At 48.3% G+C, this 22,368-nt stretch carries 23 protein-coding genes and 1 pseudogene; 8 read left to right on the top strand and 16 right to left on the bottom strand.

Annotation, left to right across the window (positions count from 1 at the left end):
* Nucleotides 1-3: 3 nt before the first annotated feature.
* From nikE to nikA, 5 genes are read right to left on the bottom strand one after another with little or no spacing between them, the layout of a single operon-like run.
* A complete protein-coding gene (gene nikE, locus LG384_RS12280; RefSeq protein WP_225760970.1) occupies nucleotides 4-804 on the bottom strand; it encodes a nickel import ATP-binding protein NikE in 801 nt (266 codons plus the stop codon).
* Nucleotides 801-1,565 carry a nickel import ATP-binding protein NikD gene (gene nikD, locus LG384_RS12285; RefSeq protein WP_225760971.1) on the bottom strand — a complete coding sequence of 255 codons (765 nt, stop codon included), beginning with the start codon at nucleotides 1,563-1,565 and terminating at the stop codon, nucleotides 801-803. Before nikD ends, nikE begins: the two co-directional genes overlap by 4 nt.
* Nucleotides 1,565-2,398 (bottom strand): nickel ABC transporter permease subunit NikC, encoded by an 834-nt coding sequence (nikC, locus tag LG384_RS12290; protein ID WP_045443564.1) that lies wholly within the window; start codon nucleotides 2,396-2,398, stop codon nucleotides 1,565-1,567. The genes nikD and nikC overlap by 1 nt, the downstream gene beginning before the upstream one ends.
* Complete coding sequence (nikB, locus tag LG384_RS12295; RefSeq protein WP_045443567.1) at nucleotides 2,395-3,339, bottom strand: nickel ABC transporter permease subunit NikB; 945 nt, start codon at nucleotides 3,337-3,339, stop codon at nucleotides 2,395-2,397. The genes nikC and nikB overlap by 4 nt, the downstream gene beginning before the upstream one ends.
* Entirely contained in the window at nucleotides 3,339-4,913 is a 1,575-nt protein-coding gene (gene nikA / locus LG384_RS12300; protein ID WP_048221373.1) for a nickel ABC transporter substrate-binding protein, read from the bottom strand. Before nikA ends, nikB begins: the two co-directional genes overlap by 1 nt.
* A 404-nt stretch (nucleotides 4,914-5,317) precedes the next feature.
* Here nikA and LG384_RS12305 point away from each other — a divergent pair, with 404 nt between their 5' ends.
* The gene (locus LG384_RS12305) at nucleotides 5,318-5,665 is read left to right on the top strand and encodes a colicin E1 family microcin immunity protein (RefSeq protein ID WP_045443573.1); all 348 of its coding nucleotides are present in this window, start codon (nucleotides 5,318-5,320) and stop codon (nucleotides 5,663-5,665) included.
* Nucleotides 5,666-5,756: 91 nt separating this feature from the next.
* Here the strand turns inward: LG384_RS12305 and LG384_RS12310 are convergent, their stop codons facing one another.
* Nucleotides 5,757-7,169 carry a hypothetical protein gene (locus LG384_RS12310; protein ID WP_048221372.1) on the bottom strand — a complete coding sequence of 471 codons (1,413 nt, stop codon included), beginning with the start codon at nucleotides 7,167-7,169 and terminating at the stop codon, nucleotides 5,757-5,759.
* Nucleotides 7,170-7,870: 701 nt separating this feature from the next.
* Complete coding sequence (ompW, locus tag LG384_RS12315; RefSeq protein ID WP_225760972.1) at nucleotides 7,871-8,512, bottom strand: outer membrane protein OmpW; 642 nt, start codon at nucleotides 8,510-8,512, stop codon at nucleotides 7,871-7,873.
* A gap of 256 nt (nucleotides 8,513-8,768) precedes the next feature.
* On the opposite strand from ompW, the pseudogene LG384_RS12320 reads away from it, so the two are divergent.
* The 4 genes and pseudogenes from LG384_RS12320 to yciA all read left to right on the top strand — a co-directional run.
* Nucleotides 8,769-8,855 (top strand): annotated as a pseudogene (locus LG384_RS12320) (YkgJ family cysteine cluster protein); the annotation flags it as partial.
* A gap of 28 nt (nucleotides 8,856-8,883) precedes the next feature.
* Nucleotides 8,884-9,627 carry a YciC family protein gene (locus tag LG384_RS12325; protein ID WP_045443590.1) on the top strand — a complete coding sequence of 248 codons (744 nt, stop codon included), beginning with the start codon at nucleotides 8,884-8,886 and terminating at the stop codon, nucleotides 9,625-9,627.
* Nucleotides 9,628-9,683: 56 nt separating this feature from the next.
* Nucleotides 9,684-10,223, top strand: coding sequence for a septation protein A (locus LG384_RS12330; protein ID WP_045443592.1), 540 nt, complete (start codon nucleotides 9,684-9,686; stop codon nucleotides 10,221-10,223).
* Nucleotides 10,224-10,387: 164 nt separating this feature from the next.
* Nucleotides 10,388-10,789: an acyl-CoA thioester hydrolase YciA gene (gene yciA / locus LG384_RS12335; RefSeq protein WP_048221371.1), complete on the top strand. Its 402-nt coding sequence runs from the start codon at nucleotides 10,388-10,390 to the stop codon at nucleotides 10,787-10,789.
* Nucleotides 10,790-10,830: 41 nt separating this feature from the next.
* Here yciA and tonB read toward each other — a convergent pair whose 3' ends face one another.
* Nucleotides 10,831-11,547 carry a TonB system transport protein TonB gene (gene tonB / locus LG384_RS12340; protein WP_045449648.1) on the bottom strand — a complete coding sequence of 239 codons (717 nt, stop codon included), beginning with the start codon at nucleotides 11,545-11,547 and terminating at the stop codon, nucleotides 10,831-10,833.
* A 224-nt stretch (nucleotides 11,548-11,771) separates the two neighbouring features.
* Here tonB and LG384_RS12345 point away from each other — a divergent pair, with 224 nt between their 5' ends.
* Nucleotides 11,772-12,068, top strand: coding sequence for a YciI family protein (locus LG384_RS12345; protein WP_003020675.1), 297 nt, complete (start codon nucleotides 11,772-11,774; stop codon nucleotides 12,066-12,068).
* A 55-nt stretch (nucleotides 12,069-12,123) separates the two neighbouring features.
* Here LG384_RS12345 and LG384_RS12350 read toward each other — a convergent pair whose 3' ends face one another.
* Nucleotides 12,124-12,297: a YciY family protein gene (locus tag LG384_RS12350; protein WP_135322069.1), complete on the bottom strand. Its 174-nt coding sequence runs from the start codon at nucleotides 12,295-12,297 to the stop codon at nucleotides 12,124-12,126.
* Nucleotides 12,298-12,439: 142 nt separating this feature from the next.
* On the opposite strand from LG384_RS12350, the gene cls reads away from it, so the two are divergent.
* Together cls and LG384_RS12360 are read left to right on the top strand one after the other, a co-directional pair.
* Nucleotides 12,440-13,900 carry a cardiolipin synthase gene (cls, locus tag LG384_RS12355; protein ID WP_045443598.1) on the top strand — a complete coding sequence of 487 codons (1,461 nt, stop codon included), beginning with the start codon at nucleotides 12,440-12,442 and terminating at the stop codon, nucleotides 13,898-13,900.
* A gap of 34 nt (nucleotides 13,901-13,934) precedes the next feature.
* Complete coding sequence (locus LG384_RS12360; protein WP_003020691.1) at nucleotides 13,935-14,264, top strand: HI1450 family dsDNA-mimic protein; 330 nt, start codon at nucleotides 13,935-13,937, stop codon at nucleotides 14,262-14,264.
* A gap of 35 nt (nucleotides 14,265-14,299) precedes the next feature.
* Here the strand turns inward: LG384_RS12360 and LG384_RS12365 are convergent, their stop codons facing one another.
* From LG384_RS12365 to ychE, 7 genes are all read right to left on the bottom strand, one after another.
* Nucleotides 14,300-15,136, bottom strand: coding sequence for an ion transporter (locus LG384_RS12365; RefSeq protein WP_048221370.1), 837 nt, complete (start codon nucleotides 15,134-15,136; stop codon nucleotides 14,300-14,302).
* A gap of 46 nt (nucleotides 15,137-15,182) precedes the next feature.
* Nucleotides 15,183-16,187 (bottom strand): murein tripeptide/oligopeptide ABC transporter ATP-binding protein OppF, encoded by a 1,005-nt coding sequence (oppF, locus tag LG384_RS12370; RefSeq protein ID WP_045443601.1) that lies wholly within the window; start codon nucleotides 16,185-16,187, stop codon nucleotides 15,183-15,185.
* Nucleotides 16,184-17,197 (bottom strand): murein tripeptide/oligopeptide ABC transporter ATP-binding protein OppD, encoded by a 1,014-nt coding sequence (oppD, locus tag LG384_RS12375; RefSeq protein WP_225760973.1) that lies wholly within the window; start codon nucleotides 17,195-17,197, stop codon nucleotides 16,184-16,186. Before oppD ends, oppF begins: the two co-directional genes overlap by 4 nt.
* A gap of 11 nt (nucleotides 17,198-17,208) precedes the next feature.
* On the bottom strand, nucleotides 17,209-18,117 hold the full coding sequence (oppC, locus tag LG384_RS12380; RefSeq protein WP_045443607.1) for an oligopeptide ABC transporter permease OppC: 909 nt from the start codon (nucleotides 18,115-18,117) through the stop codon (nucleotides 17,209-17,211).
* Nucleotides 18,118-18,131: 14 nt separating this feature from the next.
* Nucleotides 18,132-19,052 carry an oligopeptide ABC transporter permease OppB gene (gene oppB, locus LG384_RS12385; RefSeq protein ID WP_005126405.1) on the bottom strand — a complete coding sequence of 307 codons (921 nt, stop codon included), beginning with the start codon at nucleotides 19,050-19,052 and terminating at the stop codon, nucleotides 18,132-18,134.
* 123 nt (nucleotides 19,053-19,175) lie between these two features.
* On the bottom strand, nucleotides 19,176-20,807 hold the full coding sequence (oppA, locus tag LG384_RS12390) for an oligopeptide ABC transporter substrate-binding protein OppA (protein WP_048221368.1): 1,632 nt from the start codon (nucleotides 20,805-20,807) through the stop codon (nucleotides 19,176-19,178).
* A gap of 772 nt (nucleotides 20,808-21,579) precedes the next feature.
* Nucleotides 21,580-22,227 carry an NAAT family transporter YchE gene (gene ychE, locus LG384_RS12395; RefSeq protein ID WP_045449650.1) on the bottom strand — a complete coding sequence of 216 codons (648 nt, stop codon included), beginning with the start codon at nucleotides 22,225-22,227 and terminating at the stop codon, nucleotides 21,580-21,582.
* Nucleotides 22,228-22,368: the final 141 nt, after the last annotated feature.

The raw sequence follows: 22,368 nt of genomic DNA on the forward strand, positions 1-22,368 counted from the left end.
ACCTTATGATGCATGAGTGTGACGCACAGGGAATGCGGGGAGTACCGCATTCTGTAGTACTCGTCCGGCATCAGAAGAGAAAGTTAATGTCTCACCCACGATTTGCGTTTCAACAATTCTCCCGTCGTCCATCACCATTACCCGGTGGCAAAAACGTTCGACAAGGCGTAAATCATGGGTAATAAACAGGCAGGCAGTGCCAAACTGCTGTTGCAGTTTTTTGAGCAAGCGAATTACGCCTGCTTGCAGCACCAGATCAAGGTTAGACACCGCTTCGTCCAGAATTAATAGCTTAGGCTCAACGCTCAACGCCCGTGCGAGACAGACACGCTGTAGCTGACCACCGCTGAGCTGTGGTGGACGTTTGTCGAGTATGCTGTCGTCCAGATCAACCGCTTTAAGCATTTCGTTTGCACGCGCGAGTTGTTCTGTTTTACTAAGTGATAGCAGGTGGCGCATGGGTTCACGTAAAATATCACGTACGGTTTTACGTGGGTTAACGGCACTAATGGAGTCCTGAAATACCATCTGAATATCCCGGCGAAATGCTTTTTGCTTTGTCCGATTCAACCGGGTGAGTGGCTCTCCCCGCCAACTGACGCAACCCTGAGTCGGAGATTCTAAACCAACAAGCAAACGTGCCAGTGTGCTTTTGCCACAACCACTGCGCCCCAGCAAAGCAACCGTTTCACCGCTTTTAAGTGTTAATGAAACATCCTTTAATACAGACTGATGCTGGTGTCTGCCGCTCAAATTCGCATGGGCATATTGATGTGAAATACCCGTGACCGTCAGTAGTGTCATAAGACTAACTCCATGCCGTACAAAGCAAGATGTGCAGAAACCAGATTACGCGTGACGGTATGTTGAGGCGTCCGAAACAGAGTTTGAACGTCGCCGTACTCAACGATATTGCCATGATCCATTACCGCCACCTCGTCGGCCAGTCGCGCCACTACGCCCATATCATGGGTCACCAGCAGCATCCCTGGCGCACGAGTTTGCATAATGCTGTCCAGCAAATCGAGAATGCGCGCTTGCGCGACCACGTCCAGATCGGTTGTCGGTTCATCTGCCACAATAAACGGCGCATCACACAGCACCGCCATTGCAATCATCATGCGTTGCAACATACCACCACTCATTTCAAAGGGATAAAGAGTGAGAACACGAGCGGCATCCTCTAACCCCACGGCCTCCAGAGTCGTGATAAGCGTGGCATCATCTGCAGGTTTCCCAAGCACGATGCAGCTTTCCCGCGCATGTGCAGCCATGGTTCGCAGCGGATTAAATGCGCTGCGTGGGTTCTGCATAATTGTCGCAACTTTTACACCACGCAGATCGCCAGGGGAAACCGGTTTACCATCTGCAAGAACGGCTCCCGCAGTTTGATGGACACCCGACGGAAGAATGCCGAGCGCGGCGGCACAGGTTAGCGATTTTCCGCTTCCACTTCCCCCTACCAGTGCCAGTACACGTCCGCGTTTAAGCGACAGTGACACGCCGTTGACCAGCGGTTTCTCTGCATGCAGAACAAGATTTTGCAGCTCAATTTGTTGTGGCATCAGTGGGCATGCTCCGTGACGAGATGGGGATCCAGATGATCACGCAGTGCATCCCCCACCAGATTGAAGGCCATTACGCTGATAAACAGCGCCAACCCTGGCCAGAACATTTGTAGCGGCTGAGTCCAGATATACTGGCGAGCGTCGTTGATCATGACACCCCATTCGGCAGTTGGCGCGGTCACACCGAGGCCAAGAAATGACATTCCCGCCACGTGCAGCATCATATGACCAATATCCAGAGTTGCCAGGACGAGCAATGAGGGGATCACCGCTCCGGCCAGATGGTCGATAAATATTCTGACATTACCGGCGCCGGAAAGTCGGGAAGCGAGCACAAATTCACGTTGGCGTAAGGAGATAACCAGGCTACGTACCATTCGTGCATACCATGCCCAATGCGACAGAGCGATAGCTATAATGACATTGGTCAGTCCTGTACCCAGCACACCGACGAGGAAAAAAGAGAGGATTGAAGTCGGAAAAGTCATAAACATATCCGCGACACGCATTGTGGCCTGATCGACACGGCCGCCAATCAATCCTGCGCTTCCTCCGACGATCAGCCCCAATGTCAGTACCAGAATTAAACAGGCCATGACCGAACCGAGCGACACCCGGGTTGCTGCCAGCAAGCGGGAGAAGATATCGCGCCCCAGATGATCAGTCCCCAGCCAATGCTGGCTATCGGGGGCTAACAGACGCGATGGCAAATCAATTGACTGCGGATCATAGGGTAACCACCACTGGCTGGTAAGCGCAATCACAGCCAGCAAAACAATAACGATCAGTGCCAGACGTACCGACCAGCGTGAAGAGAGGTAAAAGTTCAAGAATGCGCTCCTTCATGACGGCGAATACGTGGATCTACTGCGGCATTCAGTAAATCAACTACCAGATTACAAACAACAAATACCACCACCATAATTAGCGTAAAGCATTGGATCACCGGATAATCACGGTTGAAAATTGCCGATACGGCATAACGTCCAACGCCTGGCCAGGCAAAGATATTCTCAATAATCATCGTTCCACCAATCAATTCGCCAATGTGCATTCCCACAGCGGTGATCATCGGTAACGAGGCATTACGCAGAATATGACGGCGTTCGATTTGCTTCTCGTTCAGGCCGCGCAGACGCGCCCAGGTAACATGACGCTGCCCGGCAACCTCTAGCATGCTTGCACGCAGCAAGCGGGCATTAATCGCCAGCGACATAAAAGCAATCGACACAGCAGGAAGAATGATGTACTGCCAGCCGCCGTAGCCCAGCGCGGGCAGCCACTTCAAATAAACCGAGAAGAACATGACCAGCAGAAAAGCGAGCCAGAAGTTGGGCATTGATACACCAAGAAAGGCGATTATCCGCACAACAAAATCTGGCAGGCGGTCGCGATGACGAGCAGCCCAAATTCCCAACGGTACAGAAGTTAGCAGGATCAGTACCAGTGCAGCGCCCGCCAGCTGTAAAGTGGCAGGCAGAAAGTGCATCACATCATCCAGCACCGGGCGCTGAGTAGCAAAAGAGATACCAAAATCCAGATGCACGGCCTTCCACAGCCAGCGACCGTACTGCACAATGAGTGGTTGATCCAACCCAAGCATGACTCGTGTGGAAGCCACCATATCAGGCGTTGGGGGCAGGTTAGATAAACGTAAGTAATCAAGTGCCGGGTCGCCGGTTCCCAAACGCAACATTAAAAAGATAACCACTGACGCGGCGAAAATCATCGGAATCAGCAGCAGAATTCGCCGTATAGCATAACGCAGCATCAGTGTTTCACCGGTTTTATCTGTTCAAACGGGATTTCCGAGGCAATCGGTGCGTAAGGGATCTCCCCCAGGCCAGGTTTAGCGACCACCATCATCGACATATAACTGATTGGTAAGTAAACCGCTTCATTATGCAAACGGGTCAGAATGTCACGATACAGCTCCTGACGCTGAGTTTTATCTGTGGAAATCAGCACGTCACCAATCTCTTTGTCGATTTGCGCTTTGTCGGGAAGACCAAGCTGGGCCTGGTAGTCAGCATGGGATGGTACACGCATTGAACTCATGAAAGCATGTGGATCATACGGCGCCCCCCAGGTGCGATTGAAAATCATACCAAAGCGACCATCGCGCTGACGGGCGTATATACTGCTCTCCTCTTCCCCGACCAGAGCAACATCCACACCAATCTGGCGCATATTTGCCTGCATAATCTCAGACATTGATTTGCTGAGAGCATCGGTACCGACATAGGCCAGTTCGATATGTAACGGTTGACCGGCTTTTTCTCGAATTGTTTTTCCGGCGGGCAGAGTCCAGCCAGCTTGTTCCAGCAAAGACTTTGCGTGCTGTGGATCGTATTCGCGCGGCTTCAAACCGATATTGGCGTAAGGGACGGATGGCGCAAACAGCGTATCTGCTACCTGCTGAGTACCGTACAACGCATTTTTTATCAGCGTTTTTTTATCAACTGCATAATTTAATGCTTCACGCACAGCCAGTTCATTAGTTGGTGCTTTTGCTGAGTTGAGCGCCAGCATCACGGTTTCAACAGGTGCTGAAAGCTGCGTTCTGTATTCAGGGTTCTGACTGAAGCGTGCGAAGGTATCAAGAGGCAGTAGCCCTTCATTTCCATATAACAGATCGATATTACCTGTTTCAAAAGCGACAGCCCGTGTGGTTGGATCCGGGATCACTTTGACAGTAACCTTTTGAATTTGAGGTTTTCCACCCCAGTAATGCTCATTGCGCACCAGCACATCATACTGGTTGAGTTTCGATTCTTTCAGCACCCAGGGCCCGGTGCCAACCGGCGCTTTAATTCCGTTCAGGGTTTCGTTATTTTTAAACTGAGAAGGTGCAATAAAACGGAAAGGTCGCGGCAGGGTCAACTCTTGCAGGAAAGGATAGTACGCATCCTTCAGTGTGATTTGCAGTTCATTTTTACTTAACGCTTTAACATCCGTGATTTGATTGGTTAACTCCAGCCAGGCATGCCGTTTACGGTTATCCAGTACTGCGCGGAAGTTTTCCACTGCGGCCTGAGCATCAAATTCTTCACCGTTAGAGAATTTAACATCATCACGTAAGTTGAAAGTCCAGGTTTTACCGTCTTCCGAGTGACTCCAGCTTTTTGCCAGCCACGGAATTACCGAACCATCCGCCTGATATTTCACCAACGGCTCATAAACCATGCTCTGAGCAAACATCTGGTTAGGTGTATAAAGATGTGGGTTTAACGGCCCCACATTCACCGGCCATGCAGTGGTGATTTCATCGGAGGCTGCTGCCTGTGCAAAAAAAGGCGCGCATGCCAGCAGCGCTATGAGTGTGCGGTTTAGTCTGGACAAGATGGTGCCCCCGAAGACGATAGATGTAAGTTAAAAAAGTATGATGATTTTAGTAATTCATCATACTTTTTAATTGTTCGGGATCAATGCCAGTATAAATAAGCTTTTCGTTATCAATAAATTTTGTTGGGAAGTAGCAGGAAATTCGCGACTGGCTACGACAGCGACATGTGGGAAAGAATAGAGAAAACTGGTCGGTAAAAGGCCTTCATATCGCCTGGCTATCATCAAGATCACAAATCAGAACCAAATCGTCGTATGGGTTAAGTGAGAAGTCCGCAATCAATAATGCCCCTGCGAGATACCATCATCACGACTGAGAATGATTATCGTTATTGATTTTCCTTTCGATCTTGTTAGCATGCTGCTTGCGGATGGAACGTTGTTAACTACAGGAGCGGAGCCTTATGGAATCAGGGATGACACTCAAATACTATCTTAAAAATAGTGTGTGGAGCGTAATAGTAATTGGCGTATTTTTCTATTCCTGGATGAACAACCCCGAGAGTGAGTTGACATATCAGTTATTCCTCGCTGTGTTGATTAACTCGTTTTTATTCCCTTTTTCAAAGTATATTATTGAAAAAACCGCCCTTTTGTTTTCAAAAAAAGAATTCTGGCAACGAGACTTCTTCACTAGCTCCACAGGTGGCAGTTTAGTCGTTATTTTTGAATTTTTCTGTTTTATCCTGACAATTCCAGTTTGCATATTATTTTTAGCTGTGAAATCTGTTAAAACCCTTTCAAAATTATGAGATTTTAATGCTTAAATGTCTCGGTCTCTTAATCAAATGGGGAGCCGGTCATAAAAGGCTCACCGGCTAAAGCGGTGAGCTCGTTTGGTTATTAACGTATCACACTAACATTTTCCAGTTTCACTGGATTTTCAGGTTTATCTCCCAATTGCTGAGTAACCGGCACGAAGACGTTGAGATCTTGCAGCCAGGCAAGTTTGTCACGACTTCCCGGTTGCCCTTCATTAGTTGCATGACACTCCACTAATAGATATTTCCCACTAAACTCAGGTGCAATGCTATGTGCATCTCCCTCTTCCGTTACGTCGCAACGTAGCGCTGATGCAGTGACTTTCTTATTGGAGTCAATACTGTCCCATTGAGCCTGATATTGTTGACCAGCCACTAACGGGAAACGCAGGTCCGTCTGCAATGTGTTAAGCAATGTAGTGCTACTACTAATAGACATGGTGAACTTCAGCTGTAGCTGATTACCCAGAGTTAAACGTTGCACCGTCCAGATACCATAATCTTCCAGCTTGCGTATATATCCATCCGGTTGTGCATCCAGTTGTACTTTGGTCTTGCCAAGCGCACTAACTTCGGTATAACGAATCTGTTTAAAGCGAGGAATCGCCCATGGTTTGATCAATGACTGAGTCTGGTGCTCAATAGCAGCAGACAGAGGGAATTTATTCAGCCACTGCGGATTATTATTACTCAGTTCGGGCATTGATGGCCCCATCAATGTTGAGGCTTGCTTGTTAGCGGCGGGTATAAAATGCCCTTCGGCTTTGAATGATTTCCCCGCGGGTAACTGGCAGAGTTGCTCAAAGCGTTGTGCCTTTTGCGTGTTAATTTTGAAGTCACTTTTACGACGGACAATATCAGCAGTGATAAGTGAGTCCGTAACGCGACCCTCACTGTCGAAGTTCATTAACGCTACAGCATCTCCTTGATGCGTTTTACAATTATATAAGTAATGCTCAATCTTTAATTCCAACGGTGCATCATAAGGCGGTTCCCAGATGATATCAGCAAAGTCATACCCCATACGTACCGACAAAATATCACCAATGCGCTGGATGTTATTAACATCGACAAGTTCGGTAATGCCGACTGTATCCGTGGGAGATAATCTTTCCCAGATTGCATCTTTTATCGGTAGCTGGCAAACCGCGCGTATATCCTCTTCCGTCATTTGCTTATCATCTTGAGCAGGAGCATAACGGAGGTAACTGTTGCCGTAATAGCGAGCTTTGGTAAATCCCTCCTCATTCAATAAATCCTTGTAGAGAAGCTGTGCCTTACCCTGTTTACAATCAACGGAACGCCATTGCTGAGCCGTTTTTCCGTTATTGAAGTTTAGCGACACCATATAATTCACACGATCGTGAATTCTGGTTACAGACAAGGGGTTAACACCACCACCTATCAATGCAGGTTTATCAGTAGCCTGAACGAGAGAAAACGGCAACAGCGCCAGAAAACAAAGTGGACGCACTAAAGGTCGAATACAATACATATATGTTCCTTCATATATTGATTAAGAAATAAAGGTATCGGCATCAAGGGATAAATTATTAGTCTGACGCATCCTATCACTAAACTCGCGTGAGGATAGTGACGGACGCTCCTGGCACTTATCAGCCCTGGTGAGGTAGCGCACCGTTATGGAGGTATCGGCAGTGGAGGTGCAAATCCTTTCATGCGGACAATAATCTCCTTTAAGAACCCACATCTACGAAACCGGAGAAACGCTTAAACAGAAAAACGCCCCACTTACCGCTAAAGATAATGACTTCCTGCAGACAAAGGATGTTGCTGGCCATCATCACAGGGCAGCGGTTGGCCGATCTTTGTAATATGAAATGTTCAGATGTCCGAGATAATCACCTCTTCGTTGAACAAGGCAAACAGGTGCAAAAATCACGACACCTTTAAAGTGACACTGTAACAAGTCCAACATTTCTCTTGAGAATGTGATCGCTCAGTGCCGGGACAGGATACTTAGCCCGTATTTACTCTACCACCAGAGCCCTTGTTCTTTCCATGAGCAACGTTCTTTGGCTGAAAGGATATCCAGTGAGCAAGGGATCGACATACAAATTTTGTTAGGTCATCGCAGTAAAGCAATACGTGAACATTACAACGATACACGTGGGAAAGAGTGGGTAAAACTGGCCGGTAAACGACCAGTTTTACAGAGGAGTTTTGCAGAAGAGCTTAAAAACGATAACCCGCAGAGAACATAAACACCCACGGATCGAGGCGCACACTGTCATGCTGCTGAGCACCAGCCAGTTTATAGCTCGCGGTGGTATCGATATCCATGTACCACACAGACATGTTAATCAACCAGTCACGATCGATCAGATAATCCATACCCACCTGCCCCGCTGCGCCCCAGGAGTCTTTCAGGCTCAGGTCCGATAATTCATTGTTTTCTTTGCCGTTATTATTAAACCCTTCGTCAAAGAAAGTGGTGTAGTTAACACCGACACCAACATAAGGACGCAGTTTGCTGCTGGAGTCACCAAAGTACCACTGCGCCATTAACGTCGGCGGTAAGTGATGAACGGTTGCAATATCCCCCGTTGTTGCCGTTCCGATTTTATGACGGAACGGCGTCGCTGCCAGCAATTCAACACCAATATTGTCAGTTGCCATATAGGTGAATGTCAGTCCCAACTGAGTGTTATTGCTGACATCAAAGCCGCCTAAGCTTCCCAGCGTACCACCCGCGCCTTCCGTTGGTCTTACTGTTGCAGAACCTGCACGAATAAAGAACTCCCCGGCTTCATGCGCAAATGCGTTTCCAGAGAGAAGAGTTGTTAAAGCCAATGCTGCAACTGTTAATTTTTTCATGTCCGCTCCATCGTTATGGTTATAAAAGCGGAGTGAATATACCTACAATGGAGTAATAAATGATCTAACACAGATCACATTGAGGCCAGTAATTTAACATTTATTGATCCAGATTAAGTTAGAACTTGCATTCAAAATCCAGGTTAAATTAATTCAGATCAATTTTGATATATTTTCGCCACGCAAGTATTTTCGCCCGTGTACTGTACAGAGAACACACAACGTTGTTGCAGGGTGCTGAAGTCATAGCCAAAAATTACCGGAGCTTTACAAAGATATGCTTTTCAATACATCTTGCGATGCTGCCACTGTAGAGTTATCCAGGGTACAATTGCCCGCAAATGAACACCTGCAAAACTCAAGGAGAGTGCATGTCTATCACGGCGAAATCCGTTTACCGTGACACGGGAAACTTTTTCCGTAATCAATTTATTACCATCTTGCTGGTATCGTTATTGTGTGCGTTTATCACAGTGGTGTTAGGGCATGCCTTTTCTCCCAGCGACGCACAGATTGCGCAACTCAGCGAAGGAGATCAGTTAACCAGCAGCGTGGGTCTGTTTGATCTGGTGCAAAACATGACGCCAGAACAACAGCAAATCCTGTTACGCGCGTCTGCAGCATCGACATTTTCTGGACTTATTGGTAATGCCATCCTCGCGGGCGGCGTCATTCTGATGATTCAGTTGATTTCAGCAGGCCATCGGGTCAGCGCATTACGCGCCATTGGTGCCAGTGCACCGGTATTGCCCAAGCTGTTTATTCTGATTTTTCTGACTACCTTGCTGGTGCAAGTCGGTATTATGCTGGTTGTCGTCCCCGGCATTCTGCTGGCTATTCTGCTTGCCCTCGCGCCAGTGATGATGGTTCAGGATAAAATGGGTGTCTTTGCGGCCATGCGCAACAGTATGCGTCTGGCATGGTCTAATATGCGACTGGTAGCGCCTGCAGTAATCGGTTGGCTGTTGGCAAAAACGCTGCTGTTGCTGTTTGCGCCAAGTTTTGCAGTACTAACGCCGAACGTTGGCGCGGTGCTGGCGAATACGCTGAGCAATATGATTTCTGCCGTGCTGCTGATCTATTTGTTCCGCCTGTATATGCTGATTCGCCAGTAAACCCTGAACGCATCCGGCCTTCCTGGCCGGTGCTTTTTTGATTACGGAATTGAAGAATGAAGCAGTTTCTTGATTTTTTACCGCTGGTTGTCTTTTTCGCTTTTTATAAGCTCTACGACATCTATGCGGCGACTACAGCGCTCATTGTCGCTACCGCAGTGGTTTTGATTTACAGTTGGGTCCGCTATCGCAAGGTCGAGAAGATGGCGTTAATCACTTTTGTTCTGGTTGCCGTATTTGGCGGCCTGACCATTTTCTTCCACAACGATGAATTCATTAAATGGAAGGTAACTGTGATTTATGGTCTGTTTGCTGGCGCGCTGTTATTTAGCCAGTGGGTGATGAAAAAACCGCTGATTCAGCGCATGTTAGGCAAAGAGTTGACGCTGCCACAGCCGGTATGGTCAAAGCTTAACTTAGCCTGGGCCGTCTTTTTCATCCTGTGCGGCCTTGCAAATATCTACATCGCATTTTGGCTACCACAAAACATTTGGGTCAATTTCAAAGTATTTGGTTTGACCGCGCTAACGCTGTTCTTCACGCTGCTGAGCGGAGTTTATATTTACCGCCACCTGCCGCAGGAAGACAAATCGTAATATCTTTCGCCAGATCTGCGGATCTGGCGAATTTTCATCCGGAAGCATTCCTCATTGCCATATCCCCTCTTTTCCACTGCTCTGCACACCGCATCAGCTCTGTTCTCAGCCCGCAAATCATAGTAGCATCGCGCCTGTAATCTTTCTCTACAGTCGGTTCTACAATGACAACAACGAATAACACCCCTCAGGGTGAACTGGTTTTACGCACTCTGGCCATGCCTGCTGATACAAATGCTAACGGCGATATTTTTGGCGGCTGGCTGATGTCACAGATGGATATTGGTGGCGCTATTCAGGCCAAAGAGATCGCACATGGCCGTGTGGTGACGGTGCGAGTTGAAGGAATGAGTTTTTTGCGCCCGGTTGCCGTGGGTGATGTAGTCTGCTGCTATGCACGTTGCGTGAAACGCGGCACTACTTCGATCAGCATTAATATTGAAGTCTGGGTAAAGAAAGTGGCGTCAGAGCCTATCGGTCAGCGCTATAAGGCTACTGAAGCCCTGTTTATCTACGTAGCGGTTGATAAAGACGGCAAGCCTCGTCCGATACCGGTTCAGGCGTAATACAAAAAAGCCTCCAATGGAGGCTTTTTTGTTTGTTTTTCTTACTCTATTTGCGTGGTGCCATTCATTCGGAAGACAATGTTCACCACCAGGCCAGATCCAGGTTTTCCTGCCTCATAGCGCCATCTGCGCATCGCATTCTTCACTTCACGCTCAAACATATTGGCAGGCTGTGCGGAAAGTACTTCCACATTCTCCACCCGACCATCTGATGTGACGTCAAATTTAACTTTTACGCGGCCTTCAATACGCAGGGCCTGCGCACGCGGCGGATACTGCGGTTGATTACGGCTCAACGCACGCGGACCAGCGGGTACGCTCACTGCAGGTTTACTGGTTGCCGGCGCGGTACTGGTAGTCGGACGAGCAGGCGCGGTATTTTCAAACAGCGAAGCCGTACGTGGTTCAGCCGGTTTAACGTCACGCTTCGGCTGTTCTTGTACCTTTTTCACCGGTTTTGGTTTCGGTTTTGGTTTAGGCTTCGGTTTCTCAATCACTACCGGCGCCTCTTTCGGTGGCTCCGGGATTGGCTCAGGTTCCGGTTCAGGCTCCACGACAGGTTCCGGCGGCGGCTGAACTACCTGAGGTGGTTCGAGATCGGCGGGCGCAACCATTGTGATGGAGATTGGCTGCGCAGGCGCAGGCAGTTCAATAACCTGATGTACCGAGGTATACAGCAGACCTGCCACTACAGCACCGTGAATGCCGACGGAAAGTAACGTCGGCCAGGGAAAGCGACGAGGTAAATCAAGGGTCATTGAAGTCATAATCGTTTCAGTTAAAAAACCAGGCCCTGATTTTAAATGCAAATAGCAATCATATTCAATAAGGCCAGTGAAGTAAGCGGCATTTAAAACGCAATTTCATGTAAATAAACCATCATTATAATGTGGTCTTAACAAATCGGTTATCTTTACGTTGCAGTTACCAGACCTTTCCAATAACGTAATTAACGACTTTTACCGATTAAGGAGCTCTTCCCGTGCTGTACGTTATTTATGCTCAAGATATCGCCGACTCTCTCGAAAAACGTCTTTCCGTGCGTCCAGCTCATCTGGCTCGTCTACAGCTTCTCCATGACGAAGGTCGTCTTCTGACCGCAGGCCCAATGCCGGCAGTTGACAGCAACGATCCGGGAGCTGCGGGATTTACGGGTTCAACAGTGATTGCCGAATTTGAATCTTTAGAAGCAGCACAAGCGTGGGCTGAAGCGGACCCGTACGTGGCAGCAGGGGTCTATGCACAGGTTTCAGTGAAGCCGTACAAAAAAGTATTTTGATTTAGAAAGAAAGCGATAGAAATACATTGGGCACCACTGGGGTGCCCTTTTTCGATCAGATTCCGTGGATCGCAAACAGTAACGAGTTACGTTGATGGTTGAGAATACACTTTCTGATGGTATGGATACGCATATTACGACGCGATTGTCCTTCAAGCCAACGCGCTTTACGGCGGCTGGCCTGACGCTGCATCCGCCAGCGCCCTACTTCCGTTCTACTACGCTTCATGTTAACTACTCTTCCAGTCACAGAGTGGGCATTATACCGCCAGACCGAACGCAGGCCAGTGGTTTTCCCGTGTTTTTATTTGCCAGATGAATCTTGATGCGTAAACTCTTAACAATACGCTTTCAAAAGGATTTTTAAATTTATGACAACCTTCTACACGGTGGTGAGTTGGCTGGTCATTCTGGGATACTGGGTACTCATTGCTGGCGTAACATTACGCATTCTGATGAAGCGACGCGCAGTACCCTCAGCAATGGCCTGGCTTTTGATCATCTATATTCTGCCATTAGTAGGGATCATTGCTTATTTGTCCTTTGGTGAACTCCACCTCGGTAAGCGCCGCGCCGAACGGGCCAGGGCGATGTGGCCTTCAACGGCCAAGTGGCTGAACGATCTCAAAGCTTGTAAGCATATTTTTGCTCAGGAGAACAGCAGCGTCGCCGCATCTTTATTTAAGCTGTGCGAACGACGTCAGGGAATTGCAGGTGTTAAGGGGAATCAGCTTCAGCTTCTCACCAGTTCTGACGACGTTATGCAGGCGCTTATCCGCGACATACAACTGGCACGGCATAATATTGAGATGGTGTTTTACATCTGGCAACCTGGCGGTATGGCCGATCAGGTCGCTGAATCATTAATGGCGGCAGCACGTCGGGGGATCCACTGTCGTTTGATGCTGGATTCCGCAGGCAGCGTGGCCTTCTTCCGTAGTCCGTGGGCCGCCATGATGCGTAACGCCGGCATCGAAGTTGTCGAGGCGCTGAAAGTTAACCTAATGCGTGTCTTTTTGCGCCGCATGGACCTGCGCCAGCACCGTAAAATGGTCATGATCGATAATTACATCGCTTATACCGGCAGCATGAACATGGTGGATCCACGTTTCTTTAAACAGGATTCAGGTGTCGGCCAATGGGTTGATCTGATGGCGAGGATGGAAGGCCCGGTAGCGACAGCCATGGGGATCGTCTACTCCTGTGACTGGGAAATTGAGACCGGTAAGCGCATTTTACCACCGCCACCTGACGTCAATATTATGCCTTTTGAGCAGGCCAGCGGGCACACAATTCACACCATTGCGTCAGGTCCGGGTTTTCCTGAAGATTTAATTCATCAGGCTTTATTGACCGCTGCGTATTCCGCACGCGAATATTTAATTATGACCACGCCCTACTTCGTCCCCAGCGACGATCTGTTGCACGCCATCTGTACGGCGGCACAGCGTGGAGTCGATGTCAGTATTATTCTTCCCCGCAAAAATGACTCAATGTTGGTGGGTTGGGCAAGCCGGGCATTTTTCACCGAGCTGCTGGCTGCTGGCGTCAAAATTTACCAGTTTGAAGGCGGCCTGTTACACACCAAGAGCGTGCTGGTCGATGGCGAGTTGAGTCTGGTCGGTACTGTGAACCTGGATATGCGTAGTCTGTGGCTGAACTTTGAAATCACGTTAGTGATTGACGATGCCGGGTTTGGTGCCGATCTTGCAGCGGTACAGGACGATTACATCTCCCGTTCCCGCCTGCTTGATGCGCGTTTATGGGTAAAACGACCACTCTGGCAGCGGATCACCGAGCGACTGTTTTACTTCTTTAGCCCGTTGCTGTAAAACGTGCCCAAGAGACGGTAAACAGGTAGTCATTATGGATATGGATTTGAACAATCGCCTGACTGAAGATGAAACGCTTGAGCAGGCTTATGATATTTTTCTCGAACTGGCAGCAGACAACCTTGATCCTGCTGACATCATTCTGTTCAATTTGCAATTTGAAGAGCGTGGCGGCGCAGAATTATTTGACCCGGCGGAAGACTGGCAGGAGCACGTCGATTTTGACCTGAATCCTGACTTTTTTGCCGAAGTAGTGATCGGTCTGGCCGATACCGAAGATGGTGAGATTAACGATATTTTCGCGCGCGTTCTGTTATGCCGCGAAAAAGATCACAAACTCTGCCACATTCTCTGGCGCGAATAATCAAACAAAAAAGCTGCTCTCGCAGCTTTTTTTATTTAATCAGGCAGTTTACTTCCACAGCGATTACAAAATTGTGCGCTGTGTTCGTGCTGGCTCTGCTGGCACTGAGAGCATTTACGTTGATTCTGGCGATGTTGAAACGCACTGCTCATATGCGTCGTAATCAACCCCGTCGGTATCGCAATCACCGAATAACCAATCAAAATAAGCACCGACGCTACCATGCGACCTAATGGCGTATGTGGAGTGATGTCGCCATACCCCACCGTCGTTACCGTCACTATTGCCCAGTAGACCGACGCATTCAGCGTAGTAAAGCCATATTTTGGCCCTTCAATAAGGTACATCAACGCGCCGAAAATAATCATCAGAATGGCAATAAATGAATAGAACAGGATCAGCTGATGACGCGCACTTTTGATGGCACTCCAGAATACGCGCAATGATGGCATAAAGCGCAGGAGTTTGAGGATACGCAGCACACGAATGGCACGCATCGCTCGCCAGGCAAAAACATAATTAAGACTGATTTCAGGCCATAGCCACATCACATACAGCGGTAATATGGTGGCCAGATCAATAATTCCCCAAAAGCTAAACACGTATTTAGCCGGATTAGCCCAGCAGCACAATCGAAGCAGGTATTCGATTGTGAAAACCAGGGTAATAAATATCTCCAGCCAAACGAAAGAACGCCATTCATCAAAAGTTAAATGGTATTGCGTCCCAACGCCTGACTCAACGAAGATAACAATGACGCTGAGCAACGCAAACAACGCACACATGCCTTCAAAACGACGGCCTGAACGCGTGTTTAAATCGAATAATTTACGATAGAGCGCACGCCGGACAGAAGACACTAAGCCAGACACATTCACCTCACCTGAAAGAAGGGCTGACTTTTGTCAGCCCTCTCGATTATAGCGGGTCTACTTTCAGGCAGGAAACCGCATGGCGGAAACTCCCCTCAAGAACCGGCCGCGTTTTCGCACATTCAGGTCCGGCAATCGGGCAGCGCGTGCGGAACACGCAACCTGACGGAGGATTAATCGGTGACGGCAGTTCGCCTTCCAGCAACTGGATAGTCTTGTTCCTTTCCAGATCAGGGTCGGGAATTGGCACCGCCGACATCAGGGCTTTGGTGTAAGGATGCAGCGGATTATGGTACACCTCATCATAAGTGCCTAATTCCACCGCATGCCCCAGATACATCACCAGCACGCGATCGGAAATGTGTTTAACCACTGCCAAATCGTGGGCAATAAAGATTAACGACAATCCCATTTCACGCTGTAGCTGTTGCAGCAGGTTTACCACCTGCGCCTGAATTGACACGTCCAACGCGGAAACCGGTTCATCGCAAATAATCAGCTTCGGCTCAAGGATAAGTGCACGAGCAATACCGATACGCTGGCATTGTCCGCCCGAAAACTCATGCGGGTAACGGTTAATCAGGTTTGGCAGCAAACCGACCTTCATCATCATAGCCTTCACGCGATCGCGAACTTCCTGACCAGGCAGACCAGGATGATAAGTTCGTAGCGGTTCGGCAATAATTTCGCCAATGGTCATACGCGGATTTAATGATGCCAGCGGATCCTGGAAAATCATCTGAATGTCGCTGCGTACTTCCCGCCACTCATCAGGCTTCATACCCAGCAGATCTTTACCCAGCCAGGCAACCTTGCCATCGGTGGCTTTCACCAGGCCGATAATCGCCCGCGCAAACGTCGATTTACCACAACCGGACTCACCCACTACGCCTAACGTTTCACCTTCATACAGTCGCAGGGTTACGCCATCAACTGCCTTCAGGGTTTTCGATGGCTGCCAAAACCACTGTTTACCGTCTTTGATATCGAAATGGACTTTGAGGTCGGCTATTTCGAGGAGCACTTTACGTTGTTCAGTAACCGCTGTCATACCAGTTCCTCCACCGGTTTAAAGCAGGCGCGCAGACGGCCCGGACTAAACTCTTCCAGTGGCGGAGCACTGCTACAAATTTCCATAGCATGCGGACAACGTGGCTGGAACGGACACCCTTTTGGCAAACGCAACAGGTTTGGTGGATTGCCCGGGATAGTCAGCATCTCTTCGCCTTCAGCATCCAGGCGCGGCACCGCATTGAGCAAGCCGATAGAATACGGATGAACGGGCTTATAAAAGACATCGCGCGCGCTGCCATATTCCATGGTACGCCCGGCATACATCACCAGAACCTTGTCGCAGATACCCGCGACCACGCCCAGGTCGTGGGTGATCATAATGATCGCGGTATTGAATTCACTTTTAAGCTCATTCAGTAGCGTCATAATTTGTGCCTGAACCGTCACATCCAGCGCAGTAGTCGGCTCATCAGCTATCAGTAGCTTTGGCCGACAGAGCAGCGCCATGGCAATCATCACACGCTGGCGCATCCCGCCGGAGAATTCATGCGGATACATTTTCATGCGCTTGCGTGCTTCCGGCATTTTTACCGCATCCAGCATTCTGACGGATTCTTCAAAGGCTTCCGCTTTACTCATGCCTTTGTGTAGCATCAGAACTTCCATTAACTGCTCCCCGACCCGCATATACGGATTCAGAGAGGTCATCGGGTCCTGAAAGATCATCGAAATTTGCTCGGCACGCAGTTTGTTCAGCTCGCGCTCGGGTAAATTCAGAATTTCACGCCCGTTAAATGTTGCAGAGCCACCAATGCGGCCATTCGCCGCCAGCAATCCCATCAGGGCAAACGCCGTTTGTGATTTCCCTGAACCAGACTCTCCCACAATGCCCAGCGTTTCACCGGCACGCAGCGTGAAGTTCAAATCGTTTACCGCAGTTACGTCACCATCAGGGGTTTCAAACGTCACGCGAAGGTCTTTAACGTCCAGCAGTGCGTTAGCCTTTTGTTGCGCGAGCGGCACGGTTGAGGTTTCAATTACGCTCATGGCAGCACTCCTTAACGGTCTTTCGGATCGAGGGCATCACGCAAGCCATCGCCAATAAAGTTGAAACAGAACAAAGTGACCACCAGGAAACCTGCCGGGAACAACAGCAGCCACGGAGAGACTTCCATCGAGTTAGCGCCATCGCTTAGTAGTGCGCCCCAACTGCTTAACGGTTCCTGAGTACCTAAGCCGAGAAAGCTCAGGAAGGATTCAAACAGGATCATGCTTGGTACCAGTAGCGAAGCGTAAACCACCACCACACCCAACACGTTCGGCACAATGTGACGGATAACGATACGCACGGTAGACACCCCACCCACCTGCGCCGCTTCGATAAACTCCTTGCGCTTCAGACTCAGGGTTTGGCCACGCACGATACGTGCCATATCCAACCAGGATACCATCCCAATCGCCACAAAAATCAGCAGGATATTCTGTCCAAAGAAGGTGACCAACAAAATCACGAAGAACATAAACGGGAAGGAGTTGAGAATTTCCAGCAGACGCATCATTACAGAGTCAATTTTGCCGCCCAGATAACCCGACAGCGACCCGTACAATGTGCCCACAATCACCGCCACCAGCGCCGCAGCAATCCCAACCATCAGCGAGATACGCCCGCCAATCGCCACACGCACCAGCAGATCGCGTCCTGAGGAGTCAGTACCGAAATAGTGTCCGGACTCTGTATCCGGCGCGCTGGACATCATTCCCCAGTCGGTATCGAAGTAGGTAAACTGCGACAACATAGGCGCCAGCGTTACAAAGAGCGCAATGATGACCAGCACTATCAGGCTTGCCACCGCCGCGCGGTTATGCATAAAGCGTCGACGAGCATCCTGCCAAAGGCTGCGACCTTCGACCTCCAGCTTTTCACTGAAATTCTCCAGTGTCTCGCTGTTTTTCTTACTTAACATCATAGCGAGCTCCAGTATCAGTAACGAATTTTCGGGTCGATAACGGCATACAGCACATCGACAATCGCATTAAACACGATGGTCAGCGCCCCCACCAGGATGGTCAGACTCAATACCAGCGAGTAATCGCGGTTCAGCGCGCCATTCACGAACAACTGTCCAATACCTGGTAAGCCATAAATAGTTTCAATAACCATTGAACCGGTAATAATACCGACGAATGCCGGGCCCATATAGGACAGTACGGGCAACAGCGCGGGTTTTAATGCGTGGCGGAAAATAATGCGTCGCATCGGCAGCCCTTTGGCTCGCGCAGTACGAATAAAGTTAGAGTGCAACACTTCAATCATCGAGCCGCGAGTAATACGGGCGATACTGGCGATATAAGCGAGTGATAACGCCACCATCGGCAGGATCATGAATTTCAGCGCCCCACCGTTCCAGCCTCCGCCGGGTAACCATTTCAGCGTTATCGCAAATATCATGACTAATAAGGGAGCAACAACGAAACTGGGGATCACCACCCCGGTCATCGCTACCCCCATTACCGTGTAATCCCAGCGGGTATTTTGCTTCAATGCGGCAATCACACCGGCACTCACCCCGATAACAACCGCGAGAATAAAGGCGGCAGCACCCAACTTCGCAGAAACCGGAAAGCTTGAAGCGACCAGGTCATTAACCGTGTAGTCTTTATATTTAAATGAGGGTCCAAAATCACCATGCGCCAGTTGCTTCAGGTAGCTGAAGTACTGTGTCGAGATCGGGTCATTAAGATGGTATTTAGCTTCAATATTCGCCAGAACTTCTGGCGGCAGCGCGCGCTCCCCGGTGAAAGGACTTCCCGGTGCAAGGCGCATCATAAAGAATGAAATCGTAATAAGAATAAACAGCGTCGGAATCGCTTCCAGACAGCGGCGTAATATAAATTTCAACATTGCCCGTACCTTCTGGCGTGTGCCTTTACACCTCTTTCACCCAAACGTCATGGCAAAGAGGTGTTTATAGTTCAATGAAAAAAGACACTGTGGGGCAAAAAAAGATTGCCCCACGTCTTGCCATTAATGCTTGATAATATACAAGTCTTTAACGTGGATATTATCCATCGGGTCTTTACCGGAGTATCCGCCTACCCATGGTTTCACCAGGCGGGCGTTAACATAGTAATAAACCGGTACAATCGCAGAGTCGGCATCAAGCTGCTGCTCTGCTTTCGAATACAGCTCACTACGCTGCGCTTCATCCGTAGCTTTCAGAGTATCTGCAATCAGCTTGTCAAATGCAGGGCTCTTATAGTGGACGGTGTTGTTGGAGCTGTCAGACAGCACCATATTCAGGAAAGAGGTCGGCTCGTTGTAATCCGCACACCAGCCTGCACGCGAAACATCATAGTTGCCCTGATGACGCGTATCGAGGAAAGTCTTCCACTCCTGGTTTTCCAGCTTCACGTTTGCGCCCAGATTTTTCTTCCAGATAGATGCCGCAGCGATAGCCAGTTTCTTATGCAGATCAGAGGTGTTATACAGCAGATCGAAGGTCAGTGGTTTTTCAGCAGTGAAGCCTGCTTCAGCCAGCAGTTTTTTAGCTTCTTCGTTACGTTTTTCCTGTGACCATTTGAACCACTCTGGTTCAACCAGTTTCGCGCCATCGGTATATGGCGGTGTAAAGCTATAAGCCGGTAGATCACCCTGGTTTTTTACTTTGTTGACGATAATGTCACGATCCAGCGCCAGCTTCAGTGCGGTACGAACACGAACATCATTGAACGGTGCTTTCTGGTTGTTAATTTCGTAATAGTAGGTACACAGATACGGATCAACGTGAACTTCGTTCGGGATCTCTTTTTTCAGCTTCTGGAATAACTCAATCGGCATGTTGTTATAGGTCATGTCGATTTCACCACTGCGATAGCGGTTAACGTCAGTGACTTCAGAGGAAATAGGCAGGTAGGTTACCTGGTTAATAACCGTTTTATCGTTGTCCCAGTAGTTGGTATTACGCTCAAGCACAATGCGTTCGTTAACTACCCAATCTTTCAGTTTGTATGACCCGTTAGAAACGATGTTAGCTGGCTGGGTCCATTTATCACCAAATTTTTCAACAACGGCTTTAGGGACTGGTGAAACGGAAGAGTGAACAAGCAGTTTATAAAAATAAGGAACTGGTTCACTAAGGGTCACTTCAAAGGTATGGTCATCAACCGCTTTTACACCGAGGTCTGTTACCGGCTTTTTACCGGCGATAATATCATCAATATTGACAATATGACCGTACTGCAAATAACTGGCATACGGTGATGCGGTATTCGGATTGGCCAGACGCTGCCAGCTATAGACGAAATCTTGTGCAGTAACAGGTGTTCCGTCAGACCATTTTGCGTCTTTACGCAGATGGAATGTCCAGACTTTAAAATCTTTATTTTCCCATTTCTCAGCCACGCCTGGTGATGGTTTGCCATCAACGTCACTGATTAATAAACCTTCGAATAAGTCACGGTTAATGTTGGATTCCGGTACACCTTCGATTTTATGTGGATCGAGTGACTGAACTTCCGAGCCATTATTACGCACCAGCGTCTGTTTTTCAGCAAGCTGAACACCAGCTGGCACAACTGCCGCCGTAGCAACATTCCCGGCTATTAGCGCAGTTAGGATCCCCGCAGCTACTAAACTTTTTTTTGTGATGTTAGACATTGTGTTTGTACTCCCTCATTATTATGGCTGGTTTTATAACCAGACTGTTAATCCTGTTAGGATTCCTGTACAGCACCGGAGATTTTCTGCCGTCAGGTGGTTTATTGTTTACTGCTCGCTATCACCGACTTTATTTATTCTGGCGATTCGTACGACCGCCTTGCGTCGATTATCTACGTACCTCCCCTGCCGGAAGCACGCTACTACTTTGCTGTGAGAAACTAATTGAAAATTATTCTCATCAACGTGAAATCTTCTGCAAAATACCTGGCCGGAAAGTACCAAATGCGTTTCTTAACCGCCAATACATTTTACAGATTTGTTAACCAATTCTCTTTTATCGAAAATAAATCGTACTAAACAGAGTCTCAACAAAAGAGAGAGCTTATAATAAAAACAACAAAATCAACTAGATATGTCAAATTCGCAGTAAACAACCCTGTCCGGTCTCTGCTTGACGTCAAAATGTACATAAAATTAACAATTGGTTATTAATTAGCACATTCATCTAAAATAGATGCTGAAATAACTAATAACATTTCGATAATCCTACAGCAAGCCCCAGAGTATGATGTTAATAAAATAACAATGACTCCGCAGCTCAACCGTAATGCCTTTAAAATAATTATCTTTAAAATCAATACATAATGTAAATATACACAACCAGCAGCTTCAATCATTCCAGTGCTGGTTTTCAACTTTAGTGAGAGGTTTTACTAATAATGAAAAGAAACGGAGCTGGAATCAGCTCCGTTTGCAGTAAACAAACTCGTCAGGCAAGCAAGCCAGGGAAGATGGATTTTATCCCGGTGACAATGAATTCGATACCCAATGCCATAAGCAATAACCCCATAATTCGCGTAATGACGTTGATACCTGTTTGCCCCAGCAGGCGAACCAGCCAGGGTGCCATGCGGAAAAGTCCCCAACAACACAAGGCAAACAACGCAATTGCTACAAAGAAACCGAACAGGTTTATTGCACTGTGATAACGAGTTCCCCAGACGATGGTTGAACTTATCGCCCCCGGCCCCGCCATCAACGGCAATGCCAGCGGGACAACACCGATACTTTCACGTATGGCGGTCTCTGATTTTTCCTGTTTGTTTTGCTTATCTTCCCCGAGTTTTCCGCTGATCATCGACATCGCAATGGTGACAACCAGAATCCCACCGGCAATCCTGAACGAATCAATCGAAATACCGAAGAGTTGCAGAATACCGTCACCAAGGAACAAAGAGATCCACAGGATGATAGCAACTGACAGGTTCGCCGTGAGGTTTGTTTTATTACGCGCCGCAGCGGTTTGGTAGCTGGTCATGCTGATGAAAACAGGGATGATCCCTACGGGGTTGACCAACGCAAATAACCCAATGAAAAATTTAAAATAAACAGGAAAATCAAATAGCGTTTGGATCACGGTTAGCTCCGAAGCGTTAGCCGGATAAAAATGAGTCATAAAAATTGATTAAAACCGCGCTGAAGATACGCCTTTTAGCAGCATAGTTCACCTTCTATCTGTGTATATGTGTGTAAACACGCTACCATTACTCAGTGTTAT

Source organism: Citrobacter sp. Marseille-Q3906, from assembly GCF_916618775.1.
GTDB classification, from domain to species: Bacteria; Pseudomonadota; Gammaproteobacteria; order Enterobacterales; family Enterobacteriaceae; genus Citrobacter; species Citrobacter murliniae.